The organism is Metapseudomonas phytobenefica (assembly GCF_043392685.1).
GTDB lineage: Bacteria > Pseudomonadota > Gammaproteobacteria > Pseudomonadales > Pseudomonadaceae > Metapseudomonas.
The window spans coordinates 18,009-30,485 of record NZ_JBHZGM010000048.1; the positions used below are offsets into that span (position 1 = coordinate 18,009).

Genomic DNA, 12,477 nt, shown 5'->3' on the forward strand with positions numbered 1-12,477 from the left:
TAGCGCAGCGAATCCCTGCGGCCAAGAAGTGCGCTCATCCTGCCTGAACCGTTCGTCATGCCTTGCCCAGGCGCTCGGCCAGGGCGCTGGTCAGCTTGGCCGTGAGGCCGTAGACCGAGAGCTGCGGGTTGGCGCCGATGCTGGTGGGGAACAGCGAGCCGTCGTGGATGGAGAGGTTGGCCAGCTGGTGGTGGCGGCCCAGGCTGTCGGTCACAGCCAGCTTCGGGTCCTCGCCCATGGCGCAGCCGCCCATCACGTGGGCACTGCCCAGGCGCGCACGGTAGAGCGCCATCGGCAGGCTGTCGATCAGCTTGCGGGCTTCATCCAGGGTTTTCACGTAGTCGGCGTCGCTGTGCAGCGGCAGCACGGCGCGGGCGCCGGCGGCGAACTGGATCTCGGCCATCGTGTGGAAGGCCCGGCGGATGCCGTCCCAGGTGTAGTCGGTCATGCGGTAGTCGAGCACCGGGCTGCCGTCGCCGCGCAGTTCCACGGTGCCTTCGGCGCTGTCCGGGTGGAAGCCGTCGCGCATCAGCGCCAGCATCACATTGGTGTGCGGCAGCTGCGCCATGCGCAGGGCGTTGTCGATGCCGAAGCGGCCCAGCAGCGTGGTGGTGAGGGCGGGCTGCAGCGGCGGCACCTCCAGCTTGTAGGACATGCGCCCGGTGGCGCCGTCGTCCCACTGGAAGTGGTCGGAATAGATCGACTGCGGCGCGCCGTAGAAGGGGTTGATCAGGCGGTCGAACTGCGCGGCGGAGAAGTTCACCACGTGCAGGAAGGTGCGCTTGCCGACGCGGCCGTGCGGGTCCGGTGCGTCGGAGCGCAGCAGCAGGGCCGGGGTGTTGATGCCGCCGCCGGAGAGCACGTAGTGGCGCGCCTTGACCGTGATCCTGCTGCCATTGGGGCCCACGCAGCGCTCGTCCAGGCCGAGGCATTCGATGCCGCTGACCTTGTCGCCGTCGATCAGCAGCTTCTCGGCACGGGCGAGGTAAAGCAGCTCGCCGCCCTTTTCCAGGGTGGCGGGAATGGTGGTGACCAGCATCGACTGCTTGGCGTTGGTGGGGCAGCCCATGCCGCAGTAACCCAGGTTCCAGCAGCCGCGCACGTTGCGCGGGATGACCTTCCAGTGCAGCCCGAGTTTCTCGCAGCCGAGACGGATCACATCGTTGTTCGGGTTAGGCGCAATGGCCCAGGGAGCGACGCCCAGGCGCTGTTCCATCTGCTCGAACCAGGGGGCCATTTCGGCGACCGACAGACCCTTCAGGCCGTGCTCGCGGGCCCAGTGTTCCAGCGTGGGCTCGGGGGTGCGGAAGCTGGAGGTCCAGTTCACCAGGGTGGTGCCGCCCACCGCGCGGCCCTGGAGGATGGTGATGGCGCCGTCCTTGCTCATGCGGCCGATGCCTTCCTGGTAGAGGCTCGGGTAGGCTTCGGCCTCCTGCATTTTGAAGTCGGAGCTGGTCTTCAGCGGGCCTTCTTCGATCAGCAGCACCTTGAAGCCGGCGGCACTGAGGATTTCCGCCGTGGTGCCGCCACCGGCGCCGCTGCCGACGATGGCGACGTCGGCTTCCAGGGTCAGGTCCTTTTCCAGGCGCGAGCCGTCGTGGGTTTTCCAGCCGCGGGCCAGGCCTTCGGCGAACAGATCGGGTACAGGCATTTCAGAGTCTCGGGCGAGTTCTTGTCGTTATTCAATGCAGCGCGCGGGCGCAGTCAGACGCTGGGCGGGCCGGGGTAGCCGCAATGCGCCCAGGATTCCGGGCGGCCGTACCAGGCCATCATCACCAGTTGCAGCAGGGAGGCGTGGCCCATCTTCAACAGGCCGATGGCGCTGTGCTCCCAGCGCGAGAGGAATTCGCGGATGTCCTGGGCGCCGGCCTTGTCCCAGCCGCCCCAGATGCCGGTCAGTGGGCCACGGGTGATCGGCAGGGCGAGCACGTCGAACAACTGCAGGGTCAGCTTGAGCATTTCCGGCGACAGGCGGTGCAGGGCGTAGTCCAGGCTCTGCAGGGTGCCCTCCACGGCTGAAGCCATCTGCCCGGCGGGTACGGCGCCTTCCAGCATCACCGGCACCAGGGCCCGGAGGAAGGGCATGTCGGACTGGCGCAACACCGCGAATCCGCCGGCTGGCACGCTGGCCGAGCAACCGCTGAGGCTGGCGGCCACACCAGCGGTGGCGAGGAAGGCCGAGCCGAACAGGCCGACCTTGAGCAGGTTGCGCCGGGAGAGCCCCGGCGCTTCGAGGGTGGTATCGCTCATGGGTGTCATCTGCCTGCGAATGCCCGGTTCAGCGGACGAAGAGTTTGTAGACCAGCTTCTGGATGGCCTTGCCATAAGGCGGGTAGATCAGCTTCGCGGCATTGAAGCGCTGCTTGATGAACACGCCTTTGGCCTTGCTGAAGGTCAGGAAACCCTCGTGGCCGTGGTAATGGCCCATGCCGGAGGGGCCGACGCCGCCGAAGGGCATGTCGTCCTGGGCCACGTGCAACAGGGTGTCGTTCAGGCACACGCCGCCGGAATGGGTTTCCTCGAGGACGCGTTGCTGTTCGCTCCGGCCGTAACCGAAATAGTAGAGCGCCAGCGGACGCGGGCGGTCGTTGATATAGCGGACGGCCTCGTCGAGGGTGCGATAGGGGATCACCGGCAGCAGGGGCCCGAAGATCTCTTCCTGCATCAACTGCATGTCGTCGCTGGCATTCAGCACCACGGTGTGCGGCAGGCGGCGGCCCTGGGCCTCGGGGAACAGCGGCACCAGGCGGGCGCCCTTGGCCTCGGCGTCGGCCAGGTAGCCCTTCAGGCGGCCCAGTTGGCGCTCGTTGATGATGGCGGTGTAGTCGGGGTTGTCGGTCAGCTGCGGGAAGAAGCCCGTCACGGCCTGGCGATAGGCCTCGACGAAACCGTCGACGCGGTCTTCCGGCACCAGCACGTAGTCCGGTGCCACGCAGGTCTGGCCCGCGTTGAGGGTTTTGCCGAAGGCGATGCGCTCGGCGGCATCGGCCAGGGGCACGTCGGTGGAAACGATGGCCGGCGACTTGCCGCCCAGCTCCAGGGTCACCGGGGTCAGGTTCTCGGCGGCGGCGCGCATCACGTGCTTGCCGATGCTGGTGGCGCCGGTGAACAGCAGGTGGTCGAAGGGCAGGCGGGAGAAGGCCACGCCCACCTCGGCCTCGCCCAGAACCACGGCCACCAGGTCTTCGGGGAAAATGCGCGCCAGGAGGTCCTTCATCAGTTGCGAGGTGGCCGGGGTGGACTCGCTCATCTTGATCATCACCCGGTTGCCCGCGGCCAGGGCGCCCACCAGCGGGCCGATGGCCAGGAACAGCGGGTAGTTCCACGGCACGATCACGCCGACCACACCCAGCGGCTGGTAGACCACCCTGGCCGAGGCCGGCTGGAAGGCCAGGCCGACGCCACGGCGGGACGGCTTCATCCATTTCTTCAAGCGCCTGGCGGCGTAGTGGATGCCGTGGAGGCTGGGCATGATTTCGGCGAGCCGCGTCTCGTCGGCGGAGCGATTGCTGAAGTCCTGGGAGATGGCGGCGATCAGCGCGTCCTGCTCGGCGAACAGCAGCTCGCGGAGGGACTTCAGCCACTGGATGCGCTGCTCGGCGCTGGGCATGGGGTTCGCGCGAAAGGCCTCGCGCTGGCGCTGGAAGAGGGTTTCCAGCTGGCTGATCTGCTGCTGGCTCTGTTGCAGGTAGGCAATGTCGGCGACCATGGCGCGGTTCCTCGGCGGCTCCGGGAGCAGGTTCGAATCCGCCGGGCGGACGCGACTTGGCTCTGTTGTTCTGATGTCGCTGGATTTCTAGAGCAATTACTCTAGTCTGTCAAATGACCTGCCCGCTTGCCCGTCCGGTGGCAGCCCGGGGAAATGCCGGGCGGTTGCCGGTAACTCCGGGTGTTTCCCGAACGCCGCGCAGTGTACCTTTACCGCTCGCCGCGCCTACCGATTGCAGGAACCACCGCCCGATGGCAACAAGACCCAAGACCCGCGACCGCATCGTTCTGGAGAGCCTTGCGCTGTTCAACATCCAGGGCGAGCGCAACGTCACCACCAACCACATCGCCGCGCACCTGGGCATGTCGCCGGGCAATCTGTACTACCACTTCCGCAACAAGCAGGAAATCATCGCCGAGCTGTTCGGCCTCTACGAGGTGCGGGTGGACAGCTTCCTGCGCCTGCCGGAGGGGCGCGCCGTGACGGTGGAGGACAAGACCTTCTACCTGGAATCCCTGCTGGCGGCCATGTGGGACTTCCGCTTCCTGCATCGCGACCTGGAGCACCTGCTGGAGGCCGATGCGGAGCTGGCTACGCGTTACCGGCTCTTCGCCCAGCGCTGCCTGGACCACGCCCAGACCATTTATCGCGGCTTCGTCAGCGCCGGCATCCTGCTGATGAATCCCGCCCAGGTCGAAGCCCTGACCCTCAACAGCTGGATCATCGTGACGTCCTGGGTGCGTTTCCTCTGCACCACCCGTGGCGATGCCGGCAATCTCAGCCAGGAACTGCTGCGCCGTGGCATCTACCAGGTGCTGGCGCTGGAGGGCGGCTACCTCGCGCCCGAAGCGCAGCCGGCGGTCAAGGCGCTGTACGAGAAGCTCTACGTGTCGCTGGAGCAGGTGGTTCCGAGCTAGGGACGCGCCAGTCGTCACAGGCTCCGGCGACAGCTTGTAAGCCAGTCGGGAATCCGTCGTTCCAGGTAATAGGTGGGTTTGCGCGGTGATCCTTCGACAAAACCCACATGACCGCCCCGGGGGTGCAGCTCCATGCGGGTGGTGGCCGAGAGTTCGTGGGCTTCCGGCAGGCTGTGGCGGAACACGAAGGGGTCGTCGGCCGACTGGATCAGCAGGGTGGGGATGCGGATGCCGCCCAGGTAGTAGCGGCTGGAGGCGCGGCGGTAGTAGTCGTGGGCGTCGTCGAAGCCGTGCAATGGCGCGGTGATGCGACCGTCGAAGTCCAAGAAGGTACGCATGCCCTCCAGCGAGCCGAGGCGTTCCAGGGTGGAGAGGTGTTCCGTCTGGCCGTGGTGGGCGAACAGGTGCTGCTTGCGTTTCACGTAGGCCACCATCTCGCGCATGAAATGCGCCTGGTAGACCCTGGAGAAGCCGAGGGCGATGCGGTCGGCGCACTGGTCCAGGCGATAGGGCACCGAGACCGCCACGGCGCCCTGCAGGCCGCAGCCTTCACCGGTTTCCCCGAGGTGCTTGAGCAGCACATTGCCGCCCAGCGAGTAGCCCACCGCGTAGAGCGGCGCCAGTGGACGGCTGGCGCGCAGGTGGCCGATGGCGGCTGCCAGGTCTTCGCTGACGCCCGAGTGGTAGCCCCGGGGCAGCAGGTTGGGCTCGCCCGAACAGCCGCGCCAGTTGAGGGCGACGCTGGCCCAGCCGCGATCGGCCAGTTCCTGTTGCAGGCCGAGCACATAGTGCGAGGAGGACGATCCGGTCAGGCCGTGCAGGACCAACACCAGGGGCGCATCGGCCTCGTGGGGGCCATGCCAGTCCAGGTCGAGGAAGTCGCCGTCCTCCAGCCACAGGCGTTCACGCTGTCGTTTCAGCGACGGCGGCGTGCGGCAGAAGGGTGACCAGAGGGTCTGCAGGTGCGGGCCGGGCAACCACCAGGCCGGCTGGAAGCTGGTGCGGGTGGTCACCGGCGAGTGGAACGAGTTCATCGGCGTGGCCGTCGGTCAGGCTGCGGAAGCGTCCCCGGCTGCACGCTGCCACAGGGCGTAGTAGACCTGACCGGCTTTCTTCTCGCGGTGCAGGCGCCAGTTGCCCGGCAGGCCCAGCGTTGAGGGCGGGTTTTCGCTTTCGGTATAGACCCAGGCGCGGGGTGCCAGCCAGCCGCGATTCTCCAACAGGGCACAAACGGGCTGCAGCAGGCCCTGGTTGAAGGGCGGGTCGAGGAACACCAGGTCGAAGGCGCTGGACGGCTGAGCATCCAGATAGCGCAGGGCGTCGGTCTGCAACAGCTGGCCTCTGCTGCAGCGCAGGACGTCCAGGTGGCCGCGCAGGGCGGCCACGGAATCGGGGTTCAGGTCCAGCGCCAGGCCTTCGGCGGCGCCGCGGGACAGGGCCTCCAGATAGAGCGCGCCGCTGCCGGCGAAGGGGTCGAGCACCCGCGCGCCTTCCACGTAGGGCGCCAGCCAGTTGAACAGGGTTTCACGCACCCGGTCCGGCGTGGGGCGCAGGCCGGGACCGTCGGGGAAAGCGAAGCGCCGCGAGCGCCATTCGCCGCCGATGATGCGTAGCTGGCCCTGGCCGCCGTGATTCGGCCGGGCGGGTTTGACGTTTGGCTTGCGCATCAGTGCTCCGGTACGCCGCTGGGAATGTCGGCGGGCTTGTCGGTGGGTGGCGGCAGTTCCTTCTGGGTGACGGTCGGGCCGGCGGTGACGATGACGAACTGGTCGGGGGACAGGTGCCTGGCCATGGCGGCTTTCACCTGGGCCACGTCCAGCGCCTGGACCTTGGCCATGAAGTCTTCCAGATAGGTCAGCGGCAGGTCGTAGAAGCCGATGGCGCCCAGCTGGCCAACGATGTCGGCGTTGCTCGCGGTGGACAGCGGGAAGCTGCCGGCAAGCTCACGCTTGGCATCGTCCAGCTCCTTCTGGGTGGGGCCTTCGGCCAGGTACTGGCGAACGATGTCCTGGATCAGCTTGAGGGTGCCCTGGCTCATTTCCGCGCGGGTCTGCAGGCCGATCATGAACGGGCCACGCACCTGCATCGCGGTGAAGCCCGAGCTGACGCCATAGGTCAGACCACGCTTCTCGCGCACTTCTTCCATCAGCCGGGTGCCGAAGCCGCCACCGCCGAGGATCTGGTTGCCCAGGTAGAGCGCGGCGTAGTCCGGGTCGTTCCGGTCGATGCCGAGCTGGGCCAGCATCAGGTGGGTCTGATTGGACGGGAATTCGATATGGCTGAGGCCGGGCTTCGGCGCTTGCGGTTCCGGCAGCCTGGGCAGCGCCGGGCCTTTGGGCAGGGCCCGGGAAACCTGGTTGGCGATGGCTTCGGCGTCGGCGCGGGACAGGTCGCCGACCAGGGCGATCACCACGTTGCCGGCGGCATAGGCCTTCTGGTGGAAGGCGCGCATCTGCTCGACGGTGATGCCGGGGATGGTTTTCTCGTTGCCTTCGCTCGGGTGGGCGTAGGGATGCTGGCCGTAGAGCTTGTCGAAAAGTTCCAGGCCGGCGAGCTTGCCGGGGTTCTGCTTCTGGTACTCGAAGCCGGCGAGCATCTGGTTCTTGATCCGCGCCAGGGAGTCTTCGGGGAAGGTCGGCGCGCCGACCACCTGGGTGAACAGCTCCAGGGCCGGCTGGCGCTGCTCAGGGGCGGTGAGGCTGCGCAGGCTGGCGATGGCCATGTCGCGGTAGGCGCCGTTGCCGAATTCCGCGCCCAGGCTCTCGAAGCCTTCGGCGATGGCGGTGACGTCCTTGCCGGCCACGCCCTCGTTGAGCATGGCGTTGGTCAGGGTCGCGAGGCCAGGGATATCGCCGTCCTGGCTGCTGCCGGCGGCGAAGGTCAGGCGCAGGTCGAACATCGGCAGCTCGGGAGCCGCGACGAACAGCACCTTGGCGCCTTCGGCGGTCTTCCAGCTCTGGATGTCCAGGGTGCGGCGGGTGGGCGCCTTGCCACTCAGTTCGGCCAGGGATTGCAGACCCTGGGCCGCTGCCGGGGCGGCGGTTTCAGCGACGGTGGTGGTGGCCGGGCGATTGGCGATGAAGGCCAGCACGCCGAGCAGGACGATCAGGGCCAGGCCGAGCAGGCCGTAACGCAGGCCGTTGCGCTCACTCATTGCGGGCTTCCTCGGGCAGGATGTGGGCGACGCTCAGGCGGTCGCGGTTGAAGAAGGTCCTGGCGGCGGCCTGGATGTCGGCAGGCGTCACGGCTTCGAGAGCCGCGAGGTCCTGGTCCATCAGCGTCCAGGACAGGCCGACGGTTTCCAGCTGGCCGATGGTGGTGGCCTGGCTGGTGATGGAGTCGCGCTGATAAACCAGGTCGGCGATGGCCTGGGCTCGTACGCGCTTGAGTTCGTCGGCGCTGGGCGGGGTGTTCTTCAGGTCTTCCAGCTGGCGCCAGATGCCGGCTTCGGTCTGCTCCAGGGTCTTGCCCTTCTGCATGTTGGGGGTGGCGCTGATGACGAACAGGCTGTCGCCACGGGAGAAACCGTCGTACCAGGCTGAGGCGCCGCTGACCAGTTCCTCGCCGCGTTCCAGGCGGCTGGACAGGCGTGCGCTGTAGCCGCCGTCGAGCAGGGTGGAAATCAGACGCAGGGCGTGGACCTGGCGCGCATCCTTGGCGGTGGACAGGCTTGGCACGTTGAAGCCCATCAGCAGGCTCGGCAGCTGAGTGCGCACATGCAGGGTGAGGCGACGCTCGCCGGGCGTGGCCAGCTCGAGAGGCTTCTTCGCCGGCGGAATGTCACGCTTCGGAATGCCGGCGAAATAGCGCTCGGCGAGGCTCCTGACCTCGTCCGGGGTGACGTCGCCCACCACCACCAGGGTGGCATTGTTCGGCGCGTACCAGGATTCGTACCAGTGGCGCAGTTCCTCGACCTTCATGCGGTTGAGGTCGGCCATCCAGCCGATGGTGGGGATGTGGTAGCCGCTGGCCGGGTAAGCCATCGCCTTGAAACGCTCGAACGCCTTGGCGGTGGGCTTGTCGTCGGTGCGCAGGCGGCGCTCTTCCTTGATCACTTCGATTTCGCGGCTGAACTCCTCGGGAGGCAGCTTGAGGCTGGCGAGGCGGTCGGCTTCCAGCTCGAAGGCCACGCCCAGGCGGTCGCGGGCCAGCACCTGGTAATAGGCGGTGTAGTCGTCGCTGGTGAAGGCGTTCTCTTCGGCGCCGAGCTCCCGCAGGATGCGCGAGGCTTCGCCGGGGCCGAGCTTGCGGCTGCCCTTGAACATCATGTGTTCGAGGGCGTGGGAGAGGCCGGTCTGGCCGGATGTCTCGTAGCTCGAACCGACCTTGTACCAGAGCTGGGAGACCACCACGGGCGCGCGGTGATCCTCGCGGACCACGACCTTCAGGCCGTTGTCCAGGGTGAACTCGTGGGTGGGTTGGTTGTCTGCAGCGAGGGCCAGAGTGGGCAGGCAGAGAGCGCAAAACAGCAAGCCGGTGGCTTGTCGGGCAGTGGCTTTCATCGATGTTCTTGACCTGTCGGATGGCCCCGGCGGTCTTACCGCCTGCGGGCGAAGAGGTGCTAGGATACCCCATCCATTCCCGGGGCGGCGAAGCTGGCCGGCATAGAGCCAGTACGGCCGCTCCCTTGAGATGCATTCGACTCATGTTTGGTTCCAACGACGACAAGAAGGCCCCGGCCCAGCCCGGGGAAAAGAGATCCTTGTTCGGCTGGCTGCGCAAGAAGCCCCAGGAAGCCGCTCCCGCCGCTCTGGCGGAGCCTGTGGCTCCTATCGAGGTTGAGGCCCCGGCCGCACCTGAACCCGTTCCGGCGGCCCAGCCGGTAGCCGAGCAGGCCCCGGTGGCCGAAGCTGCACCCGCACCGGTCGAAACACCGGTTCCCGCTCCTGTTCCGGTCGTGGCAGAGGCCCCGGCACCCGCGCCAGTGATTGCCGAAGCGCCGGTAATCGCCGAGCCTGCTGCACCTGCACCTGCACCTGCACCTGCACCTGCACCTGCACCTGCACCTGCACCTGCACCTGCACCGGTCGCCGAGCAGCCGGCTCCGGAGGCCGAACCCGCTCCGGCCCCCGTCGCCCAGGCGGAACCGGCCAAGGCCGGTTTTTTCGCCCGTCTCAAGCAGGGCCTGTCCAGGACCAGCGCCAGCATCGGCGAAGGCATGGCCAGCCTGTTCCTCGGGCGCAAGGCCATCGACGACGACCTGCTGGATGAAATCGAAACCCGCCTGCTGACCGCCGATGTCGGCGTGGAAGCCACCAGCGCCATTGTCCAGAGCCTGACCCAGAAGGTCGCGCGCAAGCAGCTCGCCGATGCCGATGCGCTGTACAAGGCACTGCAGGACGAACTGGCCGCGTTGCTGCGTCCGGTCGAGCAACCGCTGAAGATCGACAACGGCCGCGCGCCCTACGTGATCCTCGTGGTCGGCGTGAACGGCGTCGGCAAGACCACCACCATCGGCAAGCTGGCCAAGAAGCTGCAGCAGGATGGCAAGAAGGTCATGCTCGCCGCCGGCGACACCTTCCGTGCCGCCGCCGTGGAGCAGCTGCAGGTCTGGGGCGAGCGCAACAACATCGCCGTGATCGCCCAGCACACCGGCGCCGACTCCGCGTCGGTGATCTTCGATGCGGTGCAGGCCGCCAAGGCCCGTGGCATCGACGTGCTGATCGCCGACACCGCCGGCCGCCTGCATACCAAGGACAACCTGATGGAAGAGCTGAAGAAGGTGCGCCGCGTGATCGGCAAGCTGGACGACTCGGCTCCCCACGAAGTGCTGCTGGTGCTGGACGCCGGCACCGGGCAGAACGCCATCAACCAGGCCAAGCAGTTCCACCAGGCGGTCAACCTGTCCGGCCTGGCCCTGACCAAACTGGACGGCACCGCCAAGGGCGGGGTGATCTTCGCCCTGGCCAAGCAGTTCGGCCTGCCGATCCGCTTCATCGGCGTGGGCGAAGGTATCGACGATCTGCGCACCTTCGAAGCCGACGCTTTCGTGAAGGCCCTCTTCGCTGAGCGGGAGTCCGCATGATTCGATTCGAGCAGGTCGGCAAACGCTATCCCAATGGCCATGTTGGCTTGCACGAACTGAGCTTCCGCGTCCGCCGCGGCGAGTTCCTTTTCGTCACCGGCCACTCCGGCGCCGGCAAGAGCACGCTGCTGCGCCTGCTCCTGGCGATGGAGCGCCCCACCAGCGGCAAGCTGCTGCTGGCCGGGCAGGACCTCTCGACCATCACCAACTCGCAGATCCCTTTCCTGCGGCGCCAGATCGGCGTCGTGTTCCAGAACCACCAGCTGCTGTTCGACCGCAGCGTGTTCGATAACGTCGCTCTGCCGCTGCAGATCCATGGCCTGTCCAAAGCGGAGATCGCCAAACGGGTGAGCGTGGCGCTGGAGCGGGTTTCCCTGGCGGACAAGGCCGAGCTCTACCCGGCCGACCTGTCCACCGGCCAGCAGCAGCGCGTTGGCATCGCCCGTGCCGTGGTGCACCGCCCGGCCCTGCTGCTGGCGGACGAACCCACAGGTAACCTGGACCCGCGCCTGGCCGCCGAGATCATGGGCGTATTCGAGGACATCAATCGCTTGGGCACCACAGTGCTGATCGCCAGCCACGACCTGGCGCTTATCGCGCGCATGCGCCATCGCCTGCTCACCTTGCAACGCGGTCGCCTGATCGGCGACGGGGAGGCCGTCTGATGAGCGCCAAGCAGATGCCGCCGCCCAAGCCCGCCGAGCGTGTGGGTGCTTCGCCCCGCCACGTCGAATCGCCGGAGAAGGGCGACGACGGCCCGGATTTCCGCACCCTGTTGCACGCCTGGCTGGAAAGTCATCGTGCGAGCCTGGTGGACAGCCTGCGCCGCCTGGGCCGTCAGCCCATCGGCAGCTTCTTCACCTGCCTGGTGATGGCCATCGCCCTCAGCCTGCCCATGGGCCTTTCCCTGCTGCTCAGCAATGTCGAGCGTCTGGGCGGCTCCTGGCAGCGCGCGGCGCAGATTTCCCTGTTCATGAAGATGGACGCCAGCGAATCCCAGGGGCAGAAACTGCGCGACGAGATCGCCGGCATGCCCGATGTCGCCGAGGCCGAGTGGATCAGCCGCGAGCAGGCCCTGGCCGAACTGCAACAGCAGTCGGGCCTCGGCGAAGCGCTCAAGGAACTGCCGCAGAACCCGCTGCCGGGCGTGGTCCTGGTGACGCCCAAGGAAGTCGACAAGGCGGGACTGGATGCGCTGCGCCAGCGTCTGTCGGAGATGCCGGGTATCGAGCAGGCGCAGCTGGACCTGGTCTGGGTCGAGCGCCTGTCGGCCATCCTCAAGCTGGGCGAACGATTCGTCTTCGGCCTGGCGGTGCTGCTGATCCTGGCGCTGCTGCTGGTGATCGGTAATACCATTCGTCTGCATATCGAGAACCGCCGCACCGAGATCGAGGTGATCAAGCTGGTGGGCGGGACCGATAGCTACGTGCGTCGCCCCTTCCTTTATATGGGCGCGCTCTATGGCGCCGGCGCCGGCATGCTGGCCTGGCTGGTGCTGGCCTACGGTCTGGACTGGCTGAACGATGCTGTGGTGCGTCTGGCCGGTCTCTACGGCAGCGACTTCGCCCTGGCCGGCGTGCCAGCGGCCGATGGTCTGTCCCTGCTTCTGGGCGCTGTCCTGCTGGGCTACATTGGCGCCTGGCTGGCCGTCGCCCGTCATCTCAGTGAGCTGGCTCCCCGCTAGAAGTCGCGATTTTTTAGGTTCATCGCGCTTTCCCGGGGAAGGCGGCCTTGATTTTCAGGAAAAAGTAGGCCGAGTCCCGAAAGCCATAGGCCATGCGTTTGATCACCTTGATGCGGTTGTTCACCCCCTCCAGGACACTGGT

Annotated in this window: 12 protein-coding genes; 4 read left to right on the plus strand and 8 right to left on the minus strand. The window is 67.1% G+C overall.

What is annotated here, in order from left to right; all coding sequences use genetic code 11:
• Positions 1-55 precede the first annotated feature (55 nt).
• Genes ACFW0B_RS24580 through ACFW0B_RS24590 form a run of 3 tightly spaced genes read right to left on the minus strand, consistent with a single transcriptional unit; the run spans position 56 to position 3,709 of the window.
• Positions 56-1,651 (minus strand): GMC family oxidoreductase, encoded by a 1,596-nt coding sequence (locus ACFW0B_RS24580; protein ID WP_449151579.1) that lies wholly within the window; start codon positions 1,649-1,651, stop codon positions 56-58.
• A 53-nt stretch (positions 1,652-1,704) separates the two neighbouring features.
• Positions 1,705-2,250, minus strand: a complete 546-nt coding sequence (locus tag ACFW0B_RS24585) for a twin-arginine translocation pathway signal protein (protein ID WP_449151580.1) — start codon at positions 2,248-2,250, stop codon at positions 1,705-1,707.
• Positions 2,251-2,278: 28 nt separating this feature from the next.
• Positions 2,279-3,709 (minus strand): coniferyl aldehyde dehydrogenase, encoded by a 1,431-nt coding sequence (locus ACFW0B_RS24590; RefSeq protein WP_449151581.1) that lies wholly within the window; start codon positions 3,707-3,709, stop codon positions 2,279-2,281.
• 251 nt (positions 3,710-3,960) lie between these two features.
• Between ACFW0B_RS24590 and ACFW0B_RS24595 the strand changes: the two genes are divergently transcribed.
• Positions 3,961-4,626, plus strand: a complete 666-nt coding sequence (locus ACFW0B_RS24595; RefSeq protein WP_449151582.1) for a TetR/AcrR family transcriptional regulator — start codon at positions 3,961-3,963, stop codon at positions 4,624-4,626.
• A 14-nt stretch (positions 4,627-4,640) separates the two neighbouring features.
• On the opposite strand, the gene ACFW0B_RS24600 is transcribed toward ACFW0B_RS24595, so the two are convergent.
• Genes ACFW0B_RS24600 through ACFW0B_RS24615 form a run of 4 tightly spaced genes read right to left on the minus strand, consistent with a single transcriptional unit; the run spans position 4,641 to position 9,128 of the window.
• Positions 4,641-5,660, minus strand: coding sequence for a hydrolase (locus ACFW0B_RS24600; protein ID WP_449151583.1), 1,020 nt, complete (start codon positions 5,658-5,660; stop codon positions 4,641-4,643).
• A 15-nt stretch (positions 5,661-5,675) separates the two neighbouring features.
• Positions 5,676-6,293: a 16S rRNA (guanine(966)-N(2))-methyltransferase RsmD gene (gene rsmD / locus ACFW0B_RS24605; protein ID WP_449151584.1), complete on the minus strand. Its 618-nt coding sequence runs from the start codon at positions 6,291-6,293 to the stop codon at positions 5,676-5,678.
• Entirely contained in the window at positions 6,293-7,780 is a 1,488-nt protein-coding gene (locus tag ACFW0B_RS24610; RefSeq protein ID WP_449151585.1) for a M16 family metallopeptidase, read from the minus strand. Before ACFW0B_RS24610 ends, rsmD begins: the two co-directional genes overlap by 1 nt.
• The gene (locus ACFW0B_RS24615) at positions 7,773-9,128 is read right to left on the minus strand and encodes a M16 family metallopeptidase (RefSeq protein ID WP_449151586.1); all 1,356 of its coding nucleotides are present in this window, start codon (positions 9,126-9,128) and stop codon (positions 7,773-7,775) included. Before ACFW0B_RS24615 ends, ACFW0B_RS24610 begins: the two co-directional genes overlap by 8 nt.
• Before the next feature lie 143 nt (positions 9,129-9,271).
• Between ACFW0B_RS24615 and ftsY the strand changes: the two genes are divergently transcribed.
• Genes ftsY through ftsX form a run of 3 tightly spaced genes read left to right on the plus strand, consistent with a single transcriptional unit; the run spans position 9,272 to position 12,335 of the window.
• The gene (gene ftsY, locus ACFW0B_RS24620) at positions 9,272-10,651 is read left to right on the plus strand and encodes a signal recognition particle-docking protein FtsY (RefSeq protein ID WP_449151588.1); all 1,380 of its coding nucleotides are present in this window, start codon (positions 9,272-9,274) and stop codon (positions 10,649-10,651) included.
• Entirely contained in the window at positions 10,648-11,316 is a 669-nt protein-coding gene (gene ftsE, locus ACFW0B_RS24625) for a cell division ATP-binding protein FtsE (protein ID WP_044871017.1), read from the plus strand. Before ftsY ends, ftsE begins: the two co-directional genes overlap by 4 nt.
• A complete protein-coding gene (gene ftsX, locus ACFW0B_RS24630; RefSeq protein ID WP_449151589.1) occupies positions 11,316-12,335 on the plus strand; it encodes a permease-like cell division protein FtsX in 1,020 nt (339 codons plus the stop codon). The genes ftsE and ftsX overlap by 1 nt, the downstream gene beginning before the upstream one ends.
• 19 nt (positions 12,336-12,354) lie before the next feature.
• Here ftsX and ACFW0B_RS24635 read toward each other — a convergent pair.
• A partial coding sequence (locus tag ACFW0B_RS24635; RefSeq protein ID WP_211168216.1) for a transposase occupies positions 12,355-12,477 on the minus strand: 123 nt, incomplete at its 5' end.